A 17885-nucleotide genomic window follows, 5' to 3' on the forward strand; every position below is an offset into this window, starting at 1 on the left:
GATTTCCGTTCTTTTTTAAATATATTTTGATCAAGTATGTTCTGCAAGCATTGTAAAAATGCTTCTAGTTTGTTATTTTTGTAAAAACTCGTAAAGCTTAAATGGATACTTCGCCTAAAACAAGTAACGATATTACGTTTGATGATTTCAAAACCCAAATCATAAGCGATTACAAAATTGCTGTTCTCAGCAGAACATGTAGTCTACTGGGGAGAAAAGAAGTTTTGACCGGCAAGGCAAAATTTGGAATCTTTGGAGATGGAAAAGAGCTGCCCCAATTGGCAATGGCTCGGTCTTTTAAAGATGGTGACTTCAGAAGTGGGTATTACCGGGATCAGACTTTTATGATGGCCTTGGGACTTTTGACCCCAAAAGATATTTTTCATGGTCTTTATGCTACAACTGATATAGAAAAGGAACCTATGAGTGCAGGTCGCCAAATGGGTGGCCACTACATAACTCATAGTCTTAATGAAGACGGTAGCTGGAAAAACTTGATGAACCAAAAAAACAGTAGTGCAGATATTTCTTGTACTGCTGGCCAGATGCCTAGATTATTAGGCCTTGCACAAGCTTCCAAAGTATATAGAAACCTAAATGGTTTAGACGCTACTAAATTTTCCAACAAAGGGAACGAAGTTGCCTGGGGTACTATTGGTAATGCCAGTACAAGTGAAGGCATGTTTTTAGAAACAATCAATGCTGCAGGAGTACTTCAGGTACCTATGGTAATAAGTATTTGGGATGATGAATATGGTATATCTGTACCAGCAAAATTCCATACGACAAAAGAAGATATTTCAGAAATACTAAGTGGCTTTAAACGTACTGAAGAACAGAACGGTTACGAAATATTTAAAGTTAAGGGATGGGATTATACTGCCCTCATGCACGCTTACGAAAACGCTGCGGATATAGCTAGGGATGAACATGTACCTGTTATTATTCACGTAACAGAACTTACCCAACCACAAGGTCATTCATCTTCTGGTTCTCATGAACGCTATAAGAACGAGGAAAGACTAGACTGGGAAAAAGAAAACGATTGTAATAAGCAGTTTCGTGAATGGATACTAGAAACCGGTATTACCACGGACGAGGAGCTAAAAGTAATTGAAAAGAATATTGTTAGAGAAGTGCGCTCTGCAAAAAGAGAGGCTTGGTCCGAATATTTAGAAAACCATAAAGCTCTTAAGAAAAACTTAGTTGTTTTACTGGATAGCGCTTCGCTAAAAAGTCAAAACAAAAACTTTATCGTTAAGGTTAAAAATGACCTTATAGCGATTGAAGAACCTATTAAAAAGGATTTGGCCGTAAGTTCCAGAAAAGCACTTAGATATTTGATTGGAGAGTCATTTCCTGAGAAACAAGAACTTTTACAATGGACTAACACATTCCTTAAGGAAACGCAACCGTTATATAGCGCTAATTTGTACAATGATGGGCCAACAGGAGCTTTAAGCGTTGCGGAAGTGAAACCGGAATATGCGGAAACTACTGAAAATGTTGATGGCCGTGTTATTCTGCGAGATAATTTTGATAAAATATTTGAAAAATATCCGAATACCTTAGTTTTTGGTGAAGATAGCGGTGCTATAGGAGATGTTAATCAAGGGCTTGAAGGACTACAGAATAAATTTGGGAAAATTAGAGTGGCTGATACCGGCATACGCGAAACTACCATTATTGGACAAGGTACAGGAATGGCAATGAGAGGACTTCGCCCAATTGCAGAAATTCAATATCTAGATTATATTTTTTACGCCCTATCTACTTTAACAGATGATGTAGCCTGTTTAAGGTACCGTACTTTTGGGAAGCAGAAAGCGCCATTGATAGTGCGAACAAGAGGCCACCGTCTTGAAGGCATCTGGCATTCGGGTTCTCCTATGGGAACGCTAATTCACGCTTTACGGGGCATGTACATTCTATCACCTAGAAATATGACACAAGCGGCCGGTTTCTATAACACGCTTTTAAAAACCGATGAGCCTGCTTTAGTAATCGAAAGTTTAAATGGTTACAGGCTGAAAGAACAAAAACCTATAAATTTAGGGGAATTCTGTACGCCTATTGGTAAAGTTGAAACGATTAAAGAAGGAACCGATATTACACTAGTTTCTTATGGTTCCACACTTAGAATTGTAGTACAAGCGGCAGAAGAACTAAAAGAAGTAGGTATTGATGCTGAAGTAATAGATGCACAGACCTTATTACCTTTTGATGTGCACCATGACACTTTAGAGAGTATTAAGAAAACAAATAGATTACTTGTAATAGATGAAGATGTTCCCGGTGGATGTTCGGCTTACTTGCTCAACGAAATCATTGAAAAACAAGGAGCATATGCATATTTAGATTCTGCTCCTCAGACACTGACTTCAAAAGCTCACAGACCTGCTTATGGTACTGATGGTGATTATTTCTCAAAACCAAATGCCGAAGATGTCTTTGAAAGGGTATATAATATCATGAATGAATTAGACCCGGAAAGCTTTCCAGAAATACGTTAACTATTTAGTTATCAAACTCATCTGCAAATAATAAATTAGCTTTGCTATAAAGCGTTATATACCTATGGGTTTATTTCTTTAAAATGCATTTGGGCAACTTCATAAAAATGAATACTTTTATAATTAAAGTAAATTCAAAAACACATGTCCAACACACTTTTAAAAGATATTGGCTTAGCCCTATTACGAATAGCAGCATCTGCAATGATTGCTGTTCACGGATATGGAAAATTGCAAATGTTGATTAACGGTGCAGAATTTGCCGATCCCATTGGTATTGGCTCAACACCATCCTTGTTTTTAGCGGTACTAGCAGAATTTGTTTGTCCAATACTTATAATCTTTGGATTTAAAACTAGACTGTCTGCTATTCCCACGGCTATTACAATGGGAGTTGCAGCATTTATGGTACATGGAGCAGACCCTTTTCAAAAAAAAGAACTTGCACTTATTTATTTTGTCATATTCGTCGCTATCATTCTCTTGGGGCCTGGAAAATACAGTATAGACAAAAGATAATTTAGATAATCTTTACCAAAAGTTCCTTTAAGAGGTCTGCTTGCGAATTGACGTTAGCACCAACACCCTTCCCTTTTAAATCCATTTCACGAAGAGAAGATATAATACCACTTACCTTTTTCATAGGGTAATTACGGGCCGCTGTTTGAAACTCACCAACAAAATAGGGGTTAATTCGCAATGCGCTTGCTACGCTCTTGGGAGAATGGTCGTTAAGACCGTGATATTGTAAAAGTTGAGTAAAGAATGAATGTAACAAAGTTACGGTGAGCACAAAGGGATTATCCTTGGGGTTCTGAGAAAAATAATTAATAATACGCGTTGCCTTCAATACGTCTCTTTCTCCTATTGCCTTTTTGAGTTCAAAATTATTATAATCCTTGCTGATGCCTATATGGGCTTCTATATCCGCCGGTGTAATCTCACTCTGTTTAGGCAAAACCAATTGTAACTTTTCTATCTCTTTACTGATACGGCTTAAATCCGTACCTAAGTATTCGGTGAGCAAAATAGCTGCTTTGTGTGATATACTATAACCCCTACCCTGTAGGTTTTTCCTAATCCAATCAGAGACCTTATTTTCATACAGCTTTTTGCTTTCAAAAAGAACTCCTGCCTTTTGAACGGACTTATATAACTTTTTACGCTTGTCTAGTTTTTTGTATTTATAACAAACCACTAGCACTGTAGACATCTGAGGATTATCAACATAGGACGTTAAGTCTTCTATAGTCCTAACAAGATGTTGCGCCTCTTTAACAATTACCACCTGGCGTTCGGCCATCATGGGGTATCGCTTTGCGTTGGCTACAATATCGTCTATGGTAACATCTTTTCCATAAAGAACCATTTGGTTAAACCCCTTTTCCTCTTCAGCAAGAAGCTTTTTCTCAATGTAAGAGGCAATGGCATCAATATAATAGGGCTCCTCCCCAAATAAAAAATATATGGGTTTGATTTTGCCGTTTTTAATATCGGTAACTATTTGTTTTGCTTCATCCATCCAAAAAAAATCATCAAATTTGCTAAATGGTACCCCTTAATTTTCCGGAGTATAAATTCCGTCTCAAAAGTAGCGAAAATAACGTACGCATTTTTGACAGCATACGCAAAAAATTTGTGGTATTGCAGCCAGAAGAATGGGTTAGACAACATGTGGTCAACTATTTGCTAGAAGAAAAAAGCTATCCAAAAAGTCTGGTAAACGTTGAGAAGCAATTGGTTATAAACAATATTAAGAAAAGATATGATATTGTTGTTTTTAATTCGGACGGCAGTATTCACATCTTGGTAGAATGCAAAGCTCCACAAATTAATATAGATCAAACCACTTTTGACCAAATAGCACGTTACAATCTTGAATTAAAGGCCGATTATCTTATGGTAACCAATGGACTTGATCATTTTTATTGCAAAATGGATTTTACTTCAGAAAAATACACGTTTCTCAGGGATATTCCTGATTTTAGCCGTTAATTTGCGATCGTTTTGCGTATTGCTGTCGTCATATTAAATTGGAATGGAGAGGTTCTTCTTGAAAGATACTTGCCCTCTGTTGTGCAACACTCCGGTGACGCAGAAATCTACGTTGTGGATAATGCCTCTACAGATAATTCAGTTGCTTTTATCAAAACCAATTATCCTTCCGTCAAAATTGTTCAGAATAGCGAGAACGGTGGCTTCACAAAAGGATATAATGATGGGCTAAAAAGTATAGATGCCGATATTTATTGTCTTTTAAATTCTGATATAGAAGTAACCGAAGGCTGGTTACCACCCATTTTAAAAGTCTTTTCTGAAAATAAGGAGATTGCTATCGTACAGCCAAAAATTCTGGACCTCATGCGTCCTGATCATTTTGAATATGCAGGAGCAGGAGGAGGATTTATAGATCAATTAGGGTATCCTTTTTGCAGGGGACGTATCTTCCAAGACCTTGAAAAGGATAATGGACAGTATGATGACGTTACCGAAATTTTTTGGGCGACCGGAGCATGCATGTTCATTAAAAAAGAGGTCTATTGGGAACTCAATGGATTTGATGAACATTATTTTGCTCACCAAGAAGAGGTTGATTTATGTTGGAGAGCTAAGAACAATGGGCACAAGGTATTTTATGTTGGTACTTCTAAAGTATATCATCTGGGAGGTTCTACTCTTAGTAATATGAATCCCAAGAAGACCTATCTAAATTTTAGAAACTCTCTTTTCTCTATTACCAAGAATTTACCAAGAAGAAAAGCATTGACGATTATTATGCTACGTCTACTACTAGATGGGATTGCAGCAGTTCGTTTTATCTTTCAATTCAGATTCAGACATTGCTTAGCAATTTTAAAGGCACATTTAAGCTTTTACAGACATTTTAGAAAAATGTACAAAAGAAGGGAAAAAGCCAATTTTATCCAAAAATACTACTATACGAAGTCCATTGTATGGCAGCATTTCGTACATCATGTAAAGAATTTTAACGATTTAGTAAAACATTAACTAATTTTACAAATACTACCTTTGTCGATTATCTAATTTTGTCTCTTATTGACTTTAGTTAAAAAATCAAATAACAATCATTAAATACTTAGTAACTCTCATTATGAAAAAATTAATTTTAGGCTGTTTAGGAGTGACCATGTTGTTGTCTTCGTGTGTATCACAAAAGAAGTATACTGATTTAGAATCAAAACATAAAGAAGCACAAGATCTTTTAAATTCCGCAACGGTTAAATTGAACGATTGTTTAGAAGAAAAGGCTACTACCGGTTCTAGACTTAAAACGTTACAAGATCAAAATGCATTCTTAAAAGCAAATAATCAAGAGTTGATTAATAATATGGGGAACTTGACTACCTTAACTTCAAAAGGTGCCGAGAATCTTGAAAAATCTTTAGAAAGCTTACAAGAGAAAGATCTTACCATACGTAAATTGCAAGATGCCATCACTAGAAGAGATTCTGTAAACCTTTCTTTGGTACAGAGCTTAAAAGGTGTTTTGGGTAATTTAGATGACGAAGACATCCAGATCAGCGTTGAGAAAGGTGTTGTTTTTGTTTCTATATCTGATAAATTATTGTTCAGTAGCGGTAGCTACAATGTTACTAACAGAGCAAAAGAAATTCTTGGTAAAGTTGCACAGGTTGTAAACAACAAGCCAGATTTTGAATTCATGGTAGAAGGTCACACTGATGATGTACCTTACGGAAGACATGGTGTTCTTTTGGACAACTGGGATTTAAGTGTAAAACGTGCTACAGCAGTAGTTAGAATTTTACAGAACGATTACAATGTTGATCCTAAGCGTATGACAGCTGCAGGTAGAGCGGAATTTATTCCTGTTTCTACAACTGAAAAATCTAAAAACAGAAGAACACGTATTGTGGTACTTCCAAAAATTGATCAGTTCTACAGTATGATCGAAGAAGGTATGGATGATCCTGCTATCAACAACTAAGCAGTAACTATAGCATAAATAAAAACCGCAACTTTATAAGTTGCGGTTTTTTTATGTCCTGGTGTTAGATTTCCGAGATTATACTTCCTTTTATAATATATCAATATCTCCTTTACCCTCTCTAATAACCCGGGGTTCGCCATCAGATAAATCAATTATCGTTGAAGCTACATTATCTCCATAACCCCCATCAATTACTATATCTACCAAGTTTTCCCACTTTTCAAAAATAAGTTCAGGATCGGTAGTATACTCAAGCAAATCATCTTCATCGCGAATGGAAGTTGACACTATAGGATTCCCAAGAGCTTCTACAAGCGCTTTTGCTATAGAATTATCCGGGACTCTAATACCTACGGTCTTCTTCTTTTTAAAGTCCTTAGGTAGGTTTGTATTACCAGGGAGAATAAAAGTATAAGGTCCTGGCAGCGCCCTTTTAAGTATTTTAAAAGTAGCCGTATCTATTTGCTTCACATAATCAGAGAGATTGCTTAAATCCGCACAGATAAAAGAAAAATTAGCCTTAGCTAACTTTATACCTTTAATCCGGGCTATCTTCTCTAACGCTCTCGATTTGGTAATATCGCAACCCAAACCGTATACAGTATCTGTTGGATAAATAACTAAACCACCTTTCTGCAGCACATCCACTACCCTTTTTATTTCTTTAGGGTTTGGATTCTCTTCGTATATTTTTATAAAATCTGCCATTTTTTTAACCTAATCACTATATAAAATAAATTTTTTACTACTAGTGTTTGCTCTTTATAAAATCGATTTTTAACCTATTAAATCTCTTCACATGGAGAATGGATTCAGAAAAAATATAATTCTAAAACCAATTTTACGAAATGACCTCCAGCTTAGCAAAACGAAGCAAGAGTTTTTTTATATCTCCTTTTACAAACTGAATTTCTGCTTTTCTATCATTCCCTACTCCTTCTATTTTAATTACTTTTCCACGACCAAAACGAGTATGGTTTATGATACTACCCTCCGCTAAATTTGGGTCTACCATATTGGTATTCCCAATAGGAGTAGCCAGTTCAGGTTTTAATTTCCTAAGTTTCCTAAGTTGACCTTCGTTAGGTTTTTTACTACTAGGTGGTGGTGTTCCTTTGGTAGGTTTACCTTGCCGCAACCTACTTTTATCAATTTCTCCGAAAATATCGTTATCCACCAGTGGTTTGTAACGGTAACCTGTATCGATTGGAGTGAGATTCTCTACATACTTCTCATCTATTTCCTCTAAAAACCGACTAGGTTCTGCGTCTATCAATTTACCCCATCGGTATCTATTTTGAGTATAAGTAAGATATGCCTGTTTTTCTGCACGTGTAAGAGCCACGTAGAATAACCTTCGCTCCTCCTCCAGTTCGCTCCGGGTGTTCATACTCATTCCCGAAGGGAATAAATCTTCTTCCATACCCACGATATAAACGTATGGGAATTCAAGTCCCTTAGCCAAGTGAATGGTCATAAGGGCAACACGGTCATCATCTCCTTTATCATTGTCTAAATCTGTTGCCAAGGCCACATCTTCAAGAAATTCACCTATGCTTCCTGTAGCATCGGCAATTTCCACCTGTCCTTCTACAAAATCTTTAATACCGTTAAGTAGCTCTTCGATATTCTCCATTTTACCAATACCTTCTGGAGTTCCATCTTTTTTAAACTCTAAAAGAATACCCGATTTCTTGGCCACATGTTCAGCCATGACAAAAGCATCCGCAGTTTGGTTCATGATCTGAAAACTTTGTATCATAGTAGTAAAGTCCTGTAGCTTTCGTTGCGTACCACTATTGATTTTCAGATTAATTTTATCAAGATTCTGAATCACCTCAAAAATGGAACGGTTATAATGGTTGGCGGCAACCGTTAATTTATCCAAAGTAGTTTGACCGATACCCCTTGTAGGAAAATTGATTATTCGCTTAAGTGCTTCTTCATCCTTAGGATTAATGACCAAACGCAAATAACTCAACACATCTTTTATCTCTTTTCGCTGATAAAAAGAAAGTCCACCGTAAATACGATAAGGAATATCACGCTTTCGTAACGCGTCTTCCATAGCACGTGATTGCGAGTTGGTACGATAGAGTATGGCAAATTCACCGTTACCCAATTGCTCGTTCATCTTATGGTCCCAAATGGAACCAGCCACAAACCTACCTTCTTCGGCATCAGTTGTACTTCGATGTATCTTAATGCTTGAACCGTCATCATTTGATGTCCAAACTATTTTCTCTAGCTGCTCTTTATTCTTTGCGATAATTGAGTTTGCCGCATTTACTATATTTCTTGTGGATCTATAATTTTGCTCTAAGCGATACATGCCCACATTATCATAATCTTTCTGAAAGTTTAAAATGTTACTAATATTCGCCCCGCGAAACGAATAAATACTCTGTGCATCATCACCCACCACACAAATGTTATGAAAACGGTCTGCTAGTGCTTTTACAATAAGATATTGCGAGTGGTTGGTATCTTGGTACTCATCTACCAAAATGTAGCGGAACCTATCTTGATACTTAGCTAATACTTCAGGAAAACGATTTAAAAGTTCGTTCGTACGAAGTAGAAGGTCATCAAAATCCATAGCGCCCGCTTTAAAACAGCGATCCACATAGTTTTGGTATATTTCTCCCATTCTGGGTTTTTTGGCCATAGCATCTGCCTCTACCAAATCAGGGTCTTTCAAATAAGCTTTAACGGTTATTAAACTGTTTTTAAATGACGAGATACGATTTTGTACCTGTTTATACTTGTAAATATCCTTATCAAGACCCATTTCCTTTATAATGGAAGCTAATAGCCGTTGCGAATCTTGCGTATCGTAAATAGTGAAATTGCTAGGAAAACCCAGTTTATCGCCATCAAACCGGAGTAACTTGGCAAAAACGGAGTGGAACGTACCCATCCAAAGGTTTTTAGTCTCCGACTTCCCTGCTATCTTGGCAATACGTTCTTTCATTTCACGCGCTGCCTTATTGGTAAAGGTTAATGCCAGGATATTAAAAGGATCAACACCTTGCTGCATTAAATACGCGATACGATAGGTAAGAACCCTTGTTTTGCCTGAGCCAGCTCCTGCGATAACCATTAACGGTCCATCTTTGTGTAGAACGGGTGCTCTTTGGGCATCGTTCAATTCATCTATGAAATTCTTCAATTTACTAGAGTGTTTTTTAGAATTGTGAATTTAACCATAAATAGGCTTATCCTAAAATGATGTTGATTTCTTTTATAAACAGAAAGGCTATTTATAAATAAAGACCACATAAGATATACTCATGTGGTCTTAAAAAATTATTTTACTATGAGCTTAACAAATAGTTATAGCTCTATTTTTCATAAATGTAATGAAAACTATACGTTGAATCTAAAGTGCATAACATCGCCATCTTTAACAATGTACTCTTTACCTTCTACACGCATTTTACCAGCTTCCTTCACCTTAGCCTCGCTACCAAATTGCACATAGTCATTATAAGCAATAACCTCGGCACGAATAAAGCCTTTCTCAAAATCCGTATGAATTACACCAGCGGCCTGTGGAGCAGTTGCACCAACAGGAATAGTCCAAGCGCGTACTTCCTTTACACCAGCTGTGAAATATGTTTCTAAATTTAATAATTTATAAGCACCGCGAATTAATTTAGCAGAACCCGGTTCTTCTAAACCAAGATCTTCCAAAAACATTTGACGTTCTTCGTAAGTTTCTAATTCCGTAATATCTGCTTCTGTGCCCACTGCTAGGACAACTACTTCTGCATCTTCTTGAGCAACGGCAGCTTTTACTCTATCAACATATTCGTTTCCTGTTGCGGCAGCATCTTCATCTACATTACAAACATACATTACAGGTTTATCCGTAATAAACTGCAATGGCTTTACAAATTCTTCTCTATCATCTTTAGACAATTCAATAGCACGAACTGAAGTACCTGCTTCTAAACCTGTTTTCAACTTCAAAAGAACAGCTTCTTCTTTTTGGGCTTCTTTATTACCCGTTTTAGCAGCTCGCTTTACTTTGTCCAGTTTTTTATCTACTGTTTCTAAGTCTTTTAGTTGCAATTCCATATCAATGGTCTCTTTATCCCTAATTGGGTCTACAGAACCATCTACATGAATAATATTATCATCATTAAAGCAACGTAAGACATGCAAAATAGCATCGGTTTCACGAATATTTCCTAAAAACTGATTTCCTAACCCTTCGCCTTTACTTGCTCCTTTTACTAACCCAGCAATATCAACGATTTCAACCGTTGCAGGTAAAACGCGTTCTGGGTCTACCAAAGCCTCTAGTTTTTGCAATCTAGCATCTGGAACATTTACTACTCCAATATTAGGCTCTATTGTACAAAAAGGAAAATTGGCACTTTGTGCCTTAGCGTTGGAAAGACAATTGAAAAGAGTTGATTTTCCTACATTTGGCAATCCTACAATACCTGCTTTCATCTTGAAAATTGTAATTAAAGTTTGAATAAATTTAAAAGGTCCTCTAAAATAGGCTGCAAAGATAACTTTTTGAATTGGTATTTTTAATAAAAGTCTTTCCCTCACGTATTACCCTAAATCATCTCCTTTCAACCACAATATTTAACATTAAATAATAGTCAGCTAAATAAGTGTATCATTGCCACATATTTAACCAATTGTTATAATTGCTGGTTTTAATATTTCATTTAACATAATTTTAATAATGATTACATATATTTATGGTCTGGACAGATATAGAATATGAACACTTCTTCTGAAAAACCTCTATGGCAATTATTTATCGAAGGTGATAAAAATGCCTTTTCTTCATTATTTAAAACCTACTATTCACAATTATATAGTTATGGTTTGAAGATATCTTCTGACCAATTTATTACTGAAGATTGTCTCCAGAGTTTTTTTATTTACTTACATAAAAATAGAAGAAATTTAGGTGAAGTTAATAACGTAAAATCCTATTTATTTATATCATTCAGAAGAGCTATTTTAAAAAGTCTTAAAAAAGAGCGCCTATTTACTTCTTATGAAGAAAGCTTAGAATCTAACCCATCATTTGGATTTTCCCCCGAAGAATTAAAAATTGAACAAGAAATAAGTAAAACAAAGAGCACTACCCTAGTTATCCTCCTCAACTCCCTATCTACAAGACAACGGGAAGTGGTGTATTTAAAATACTACAGCGGGCTTTCTATTAAGGACACAGCAGAGGTTATGGATATCTCGTATCAAAGCGTATTAAATACATTACAAAAAGCCTTTACCAAGTTGCGGAGTGAGATTTTAGACCATGAAATATCTGCAGTTTTAAAAAAAACTTAAAAAAGTAGGGTATAAATAATATAAGATGGTCTCTTTATTACTGAAGACCATTTTTATGAGTAAAAAAAACCTTTCCCTTTTAGAAATTCTCATAGACGATATTTCGTTTATAAATTGGGCCAAGAACCAAAATCAAAACGACGTAGCCTTCTGGAACAATTGGATTGAAAAACACCCTGATAAAATAGAAACCGTGTTTAATGCTAAGGCTATAGTTCTTGGAATTCAGTTTGAGAAAACCCTAATTTCCGAAAGTAAAATTGAGAGGGAACTTAGTCATATCCTAGCTCAGATAGAGCCAGAAAAAAATAGTCCCAAAAGAAAAAAACCTACTTCAAAAGCAGTTAAGTATGTAGCAATTACTGCTGTCCTAATCCTATTGGTAACTTTTGGTTATAGTTTTTTACCTACTAACACCACAATAACACACAAAACGGTATTTGGTGAAATAATTGATTTAAAATTACCTGATGGCACTTCTGTTGTTTTAAACGGAAATTCTGAAATCTCATACGACAAAACATCCCCTCGTAATATAAATTTATCAGGAGAAGCTTATTTCAAAGTGAAATCTATACCATCTACCAAAGCTAAATTTTGGGTAAACACAAAAGATTTAAAAGTTGAAGTATTTGGAACACAGTTCCATGTAAGTACAAGGGATAATAAGACCGGAGTTCTTTTAGATGAAGGTTCTATCGAACTTTTATTGGACAATGGAACCACCCAAAAAATGATACCGGGTGAGTTGGTGTCCTATTCCAAAGAAGATAAAGCTATAACGCATGACAAAGTAACCCAAGAGCTATCATACTCTTTATGGCGGGAAGGAACTTATATTTTTAATAACACTACGGTATACGAGGTTATGAAAAACATAGAACAGGCATATGGAATGGAAACCGAATTCATTGACGAAGAACTTAAAGACCAAAAACTAACCGGGGGAATCCCCAATCAAAATCTCAAAATTTGTTTGTCAGCAATAGAAAAATCGACAGGGACGAGAATTGTCATAAAAGGCAAGAGACTACTAATCTTCAAGAACTAACTAAAAATTAAATGATTATTATGAGAAAAACTATTTTGAAAACACTGTTAACTGCAAGTCTAGCGATAGGAACTGTGCAGGTTCAGGCATCAGAAAACAACATTACCATGGAGGTGGAAGAGAATGTTGCTCTGTCCGATTTTCTTACCGATATAAGCAAAAAGCATAAAGTCTACTTTACTTATAATGCCAGTCTTATATCCGGAGAAAACTTAGATCCTGAAGAATATAGATATAGTAAACTAAATAAAATCATAAGCAAACTTGAAAGTAAAACAAGTTTCGATTTTGAGTATTTAGGAAACAACTATTATGTGGTTTACCACAAGAAAGCAGAGAAAGTTAAACTTAACAAACTTTCTCTTAACACTTTAAGTTACAGTACGGTAAAAGATTTATCCATATTACAACAATCAATAACCGGTAATATTAAAGATCAAGATGGTAATCCATTAGCAGGTGTTAACGTTGTTGAAAAAGGCACGACTAATGGAACTACATCTGATTTTGATGGTAACTATACTATTGATGCCGCAGCAGATGCGACTTTGGTATTTAGTTATATCGGTTTTCCTACCAAGGAAAAAAAGGTAGACGGCAAATCTGTTGTTAATGTATCACTTAGTGAAGGTGTACAATTAGAAGAGTTTATTGTTGTTGGTTCAAGAACTGCACCAAGAAGTAATACAGATACGCCTTTACCAGTGGATGTTGTTGGCGTAAAGGAATTGACTTCTACCGGTCAAGCAACTTTTGATAAAGCTTTGCAATACAGAATTCCATCATTTAACACCGTTCAAACACCGGTAAACGATGCAACTTCTTTACTAGATCCTTATGAAATTCGTAACATGGGGCCAAGTAGAACTTTGATTCTTATTAACGGTAAACGTAAAAACTTAAGCGCCTTGCTTTATACACAAACCTCTCCAGGACGTGGCGAAACAGGCGCTGATATTTCTGCAATACCTACAGATGCAATCAAAAGAGTAGAGATTCTAAGAGATGGTGCTTCTGCTCAATACGGTTCTGATGCCATTGCAGGTGTAATGAATATTATCTTAAAAGACACCCCTAATGAAGGTTCTGCTACAATTCGTACGGGCATTACTTCAGAAGGTGACGGAGAGATGTTTGGTGTTGCTGCTAACAATGGGTCTACTATTGGAGACGATAAAGGTTTTATAAATTATACCATTGATTTATCAAAAGTAAACCAAGCGAACAGACCAGGTACGGTAAATGCAGCTGGTGAGGCGGCTGATTTTGGCGCTGATATTGCAGATGTACAGGAGTTCTTATCTAGAAGACCTGATGCCGGAAATATAAATGGTTCACCAGAAACTGCTGCAGCTAAATTCTCAGTAAACTTAGGTTATGACTTAAGTGAAAACACTTCATTATATGGTAATGCAGCTTATGTCTACAAAGCCGTAAATAGTTTTGCTAATTATAGGACACCGTATTGGAGGACTGTAGATGATTACCCTTATTTGGCTGATTTTTTCCCTGGAAACAATCCAAACACAGCTGGAGGTTATGATGGTTATGTTCCTACTTTTGAAGGTTTATTAAGTGATTACAATGCTACAATAGGTTTCAAATCAACTATTAATGATTGGAATATTGATGCAAGTTTTACAACCGGTGGTAACTTACAAACCTATAAAGTAAATGACACTCATAATAGAAACATCGTATATTCTCCATCAGTATTTATAGATGCTAATGGTAATGGCTCGGTTGATGACGGTGAAATAACAGAAGGTTCTGAACTATACAGAGAAAATAGTCAACAATCTTTTGATCCAGGAGGAACTAAATTTTCTCATAATGTAGGTAACATTGATATTTCAAGGTTGCTTTCTGATAAAATTAGTATTGGTTTTGGTGCTGAGTTTAGAACAGAAACTTTTGAAATCATAGAAGGAGAATTAGCTTCTTACGATGGTGGTGGTGCAGATTCTTTTGCTGGAGCCTCTCCTCAAAACTCAGGAAAATTCAATCGCTACAATATTGGTGGCTACTTGAGTTTAGATTACGATGTAACCGATGCCTTCTTGCTAAGTGGTACTATTAGAACAGAAAACTATTCTGATTTTGGTAATGCTTTTGTTTACAAGTTCAGTACCCGTTACAAAGTAGCTGATGCGTTTACTTTAAGAGGTTCAATTTCTTCAGGTTTTAGAGCTCCTACCTTACACCAAATTTATACCCAAAAAGCGCAGTATAGTTTTGTGCCAGGACAAGGTATTCAAGTAGGTGGTTTAATTAACAACGTATCTACACAAGCTAAACTTCTAGGTATACCGCAATTAGATGCTGAAACGTCTACCAACTTCACCATTGGTTTTGGTGGTAAATTAGGTAATAAATTCAGCTATACTTTTGATTACTACAATATTGCTGTAGAAGATAGAATTGTGTTAGGAAATGAAATTGGAGGTAGTGGTGATCCTACTAACCCATTAGATATTCTTTTAGCAAGCAATAACTTAAGTGATGTTAGCTTTTTCTCTAACGCTATTGATACAAAAACTTCTGGTGTAGATGTTGTTCTTGCCTACAAAGGTATTGCGCTTGGAGCAGGTAGTCTAGATTTAAATTTATCTGGAAACTATACGATTCAAAACGAACTTGATGGCCCTGTTAAGGATATTGATTTAGTAGCCAATTCAGGTCAGTCTGTTGTAAACGGTACTCAAGAGGCTTTGTTCTTTACTTCGCGTCCGGAAACAAAGTGGATTTTTGGAATTAACTACGATATCAACAAATTCGGTTTCTCTTTGAATAATACGTATTTCGGAAAGACTAAATTCCAACAACAAGGTTTAGATGAGAATTTATTTACTGAGTTTACACCAAACGTTGTAACTGACTTGGGAATCAATTTTAATGCGACTGAAAAATTTACGATTGCATTAAATGTCAACAACATATTTGATGTGTTGCCTGAGTGGAGTTTTCAATCTAAAAACGCTGCAGGTAATGCTATTCTTGCTGACCCAGCACAGGTTCAAAACCAGTCTAATCTAATTACTTTCAACCAAAGATATTCTCAAATGACTTATGATGGTTACCATTTTAGTCAATTAGGAACGATGTTTAACTTATCGTTAAACTATAAGTTCTAAGATTTGAGTTTAAGTGTATTTTTGTTTTAGCTAAAGCTGCCTGTAACCAGGCAGCTTTTTTTATTCAGGTAATTCAAAATAGAATATTCAAAGTGTTTGGCTTTGGTTATAAGAATTTATTTCTATGAATACTGGCATAAATACTCATTGCATAAATGAGTCCACACAAGATTATATTAGAGTAAAGACACTTTTGATTCATATGAGGCTAACATATGTTATGACAGCTTCTAAATCCTTGAATAAACAACCAAAATAGGGAAACAAAAAACCCGGGCAATGCCCAGGTTTTTATTCAATGTCTTTCGACTGAAAAATTATTTTGATATCCTAACCGTCAGGATGCATGAATTTTTGCTTAGCCAATAAGGTTTCTTCGGACTCTACATGATCCTCATCTGGAACACAACAGTCTACTGGGCATACCGCCGCACACTGTGGTTCTTCATGAAAGCCCATACATTCCGTACACTTATCTGGTGAAATATAATATATTTCATCACTGATAGGTTCTTGTACCTCGTCCGCATTCACCGATTTTCCATTTGGAAGTACAACATCACCTTCTAAAGAGGTGCCATCATTGTAACGCCATTCATCGGCTCCTTCGTAAATTGCAGTGTTCGGACATTCCGGCTCACAAGCTCCGCAATTAATACATTCATCCGTTATAACTATTGCCATATTATTTTTATTAAGCTGAACAGCCTTTAACCCGTTCGTTATATTTCATTTTAATCGTGAAAGCAAAAATCAATTCAGTATTCTTACTTTTGCACAAAGGTACTTCGGAATACAATTTTGAACAAATATATGAACGACCATCACAAAACTTTTATTGCATTTGTTAAACTCGGCCACTTTCTTAGAGAGTTTGTTACATTGGAAACACCAAATGACGAATGGTCTATTAAATTAGACGAAGCTATCATTCTTTCCAAACACAAAAATGGTTGGTTTACTCGAGAAAATGTCACCCATGCCATAAAAAGTTGGGGAGAATTACTAACGGAAGAACAACTTTCTGCTTGGTTGGAGCCCTATAATTTGAGTCAGAATAAACCAAAAATCGTGGCATTGATCATGGCAGGAAATATTCCGCTCGTTGGTTTTCATGATTTATTATGTGTACTTATTACCGGTAATAAGGTGTTTGCGAAACTATCCTCTAATGACAATGCACTCATCTTATTCATAAAGGATTACCTCTCTTCTATTGAACCTACTTTTGAAGATACTATTGAAATTGCAGAGGGTAAAATGGAAGGTTTTGATGCCGTTATAGCTACAGGGAGTAATAACACTTCTCGTTATTTTGAACACTACTTTAGCAAAGTACCCAACATCATCAGAAAAAATAGAAACTCTATTTCAGTATTGACCGGAAACGAGTCAAAAGAACAATTAAATGCTCTAGGTGAGGATATCTTTAGATATTATGGACTAGGATGCCGTAGCGTTAGCAAAGTTTTTGTCCCCAAATCATATGATTTTGACAGCCTTTTTAAAGCAGTTTACTCCTATCATCCTATTGTAGACCATGTAAAATACGCTAATAATTACGATTATAACAAAGCGGTTTACCTCATGTCAGAATTTAAAATACTAGATAATGGCTTCTTGATTCTCAAAGAAGACAAAAGCTATTCCTCCCCTATCGCTTCCTTGTTTTATGAGCGCTATGAGAGTTTAGATGATTTAAAAGAACGCCTTACTGCAGATGCCAATGAGCTACAATGTATTGTTGGTGAAAACATTTTTGAGGGAGAAATAGCCTTCGGACAGACCCAACAACCTTCGCTTACGGACTATGCAGATAATGTAGACACTGTTGACTTCCTGTTAAGAACCTAATAGAATTTTTTGTTAATACTAACCCTGTTTACCCTTAA

General features: G+C 35.9%; 14 protein-coding genes. 9 read left to right on the top strand and 5 right to left on the bottom strand.

The features are described from left to right. Nucleotides 1-101: 101 nt before the first annotated feature. Both IWB64_RS16860 and IWB64_RS16865 read left to right on the top strand, forming a co-directional pair. The gene (locus IWB64_RS16860) at nucleotides 102-2513 is read left to right on the top strand and encodes an alpha-ketoacid dehydrogenase subunit alpha/beta (protein ID WP_194535124.1); all 2412 of its coding nucleotides are present in this window, start codon (nucleotides 102-104) and stop codon (nucleotides 2511-2513) included. A gap of 144 nt (nucleotides 2514-2657) precedes the next feature. Then, a complete protein-coding gene (locus IWB64_RS16865; RefSeq protein WP_194535125.1) occupies nucleotides 2658-3032 on the top strand; it encodes a DoxX family protein in 375 nt (124 codons plus the stop codon). A gap of 1 nt (nucleotide 3033) precedes the next feature. On the opposite strand, the gene holA is transcribed toward IWB64_RS16865, so the two are convergent. Next, nucleotides 3034-4035 (bottom strand): DNA polymerase III subunit delta, encoded by a 1002-nt coding sequence (gene holA / locus IWB64_RS16870; protein ID WP_194535126.1) that lies wholly within the window; start codon nucleotides 4033-4035, stop codon nucleotides 3034-3036. A gap of 26 nt (nucleotides 4036-4061) precedes the next feature. On the opposite strand from holA, the gene IWB64_RS16875 reads away from it, so the two are divergent. From IWB64_RS16875 to IWB64_RS16885, 3 genes are all read left to right on the top strand, one after another. Then, on the top strand, nucleotides 4062-4508 hold the full coding sequence (locus IWB64_RS16875) for a type I restriction enzyme HsdR N-terminal domain-containing protein (protein ID WP_194535127.1): 447 nt from the start codon (nucleotides 4062-4064) through the stop codon (nucleotides 4506-4508). Nucleotides 4509-4520: 12 nt separating this feature from the next. Further along, nucleotides 4521-5522, top strand: coding sequence for a glycosyltransferase family 2 protein (locus IWB64_RS16880; RefSeq protein WP_194535128.1), 1002 nt, complete (start codon nucleotides 4521-4523; stop codon nucleotides 5520-5522). Between the two features lie 103 nt (nucleotides 5523-5625). Further along, a complete protein-coding gene (locus IWB64_RS16885) occupies nucleotides 5626-6480 on the top strand; it encodes an OmpA/MotB family protein (RefSeq protein WP_194535129.1) in 855 nt (284 codons plus the stop codon). A 90-nt stretch (nucleotides 6481-6570) separates the two neighbouring features. Here IWB64_RS16885 and IWB64_RS16890 read toward each other — a convergent pair whose 3' ends face one another. The 3 genes from IWB64_RS16890 to ychF all read right to left on the bottom strand — a co-directional run bounded on the left by IWB64_RS16890 (nucleotide 6571) and on the right by ychF (nucleotide 10947). After that, nucleotides 6571-7191, bottom strand: a complete 621-nt coding sequence (locus tag IWB64_RS16890; RefSeq protein ID WP_194535130.1) for an L-threonylcarbamoyladenylate synthase — start codon at nucleotides 7189-7191, stop codon at nucleotides 6571-6573. 133 nt (nucleotides 7192-7324) lie between these two features. Further along, the gene (locus tag IWB64_RS16895) at nucleotides 7325-9655 is read right to left on the bottom strand and encodes an ATP-dependent helicase (RefSeq protein ID WP_194535131.1); all 2331 of its coding nucleotides are present in this window, start codon (nucleotides 9653-9655) and stop codon (nucleotides 7325-7327) included. Between the two features lie 197 nt (nucleotides 9656-9852). Further along, nucleotides 9853-10947, bottom strand: a complete 1095-nt coding sequence (ychF, locus tag IWB64_RS16900) for a redox-regulated ATPase YchF (RefSeq protein ID WP_194535132.1) — start codon at nucleotides 10945-10947, stop codon at nucleotides 9853-9855. Nucleotides 10948-11229: 282 nt separating this feature from the next. Here ychF and IWB64_RS16905 point away from each other — a divergent pair, with 282 nt between their 5' ends. Genes IWB64_RS16905 through IWB64_RS16915 form a run of 3 tightly spaced genes read left to right on the top strand, consistent with a single transcriptional unit; the run spans nucleotide 11230 to nucleotide 15993 of the window. Continuing rightward, nucleotides 11230-11808 carry an RNA polymerase sigma factor gene (locus tag IWB64_RS16905; RefSeq protein ID WP_194535133.1) on the top strand — a complete coding sequence of 193 codons (579 nt, stop codon included), beginning with the start codon at nucleotides 11230-11232 and terminating at the stop codon, nucleotides 11806-11808. A 55-nt stretch (nucleotides 11809-11863) separates the two neighbouring features. Then, the gene (locus tag IWB64_RS16910; RefSeq protein WP_194535134.1) at nucleotides 11864-12859 is read left to right on the top strand and encodes a FecR family protein; all 996 of its coding nucleotides are present in this window, start codon (nucleotides 11864-11866) and stop codon (nucleotides 12857-12859) included. A gap of 20 nt (nucleotides 12860-12879) precedes the next feature. Next, nucleotides 12880-15993, top strand: a complete 3114-nt coding sequence (locus IWB64_RS16915) for a TonB-dependent receptor (RefSeq protein ID WP_226975921.1) — start codon at nucleotides 12880-12882, stop codon at nucleotides 15991-15993. Nucleotides 15994-16323: 330 nt separating this feature from the next. On the opposite strand, the gene IWB64_RS16920 is transcribed toward IWB64_RS16915, so the two are convergent. Beyond that, nucleotides 16324-16677 (bottom strand): 4Fe-4S dicluster domain-containing protein, encoded by a 354-nt coding sequence (locus tag IWB64_RS16920; RefSeq protein ID WP_194535135.1) that lies wholly within the window; start codon nucleotides 16675-16677, stop codon nucleotides 16324-16326. A gap of 129 nt (nucleotides 16678-16806) precedes the next feature. Here IWB64_RS16920 and IWB64_RS16925 point away from each other — a divergent pair, with 129 nt between their 5' ends. Next, complete coding sequence (locus tag IWB64_RS16925) at nucleotides 16807-17847, top strand: acyl-CoA reductase (protein WP_194535136.1); 1041 nt, start codon at nucleotides 16807-16809, stop codon at nucleotides 17845-17847. Nucleotides 17848-17885 lie beyond the last annotated feature (38 nt).

The organism is Zobellia nedashkovskayae, assembly GCF_015330125.1.
GTDB classification, from domain to species: domain Bacteria; phylum Bacteroidota; class Bacteroidia; order Flavobacteriales; family Flavobacteriaceae; genus Zobellia; species Zobellia nedashkovskayae.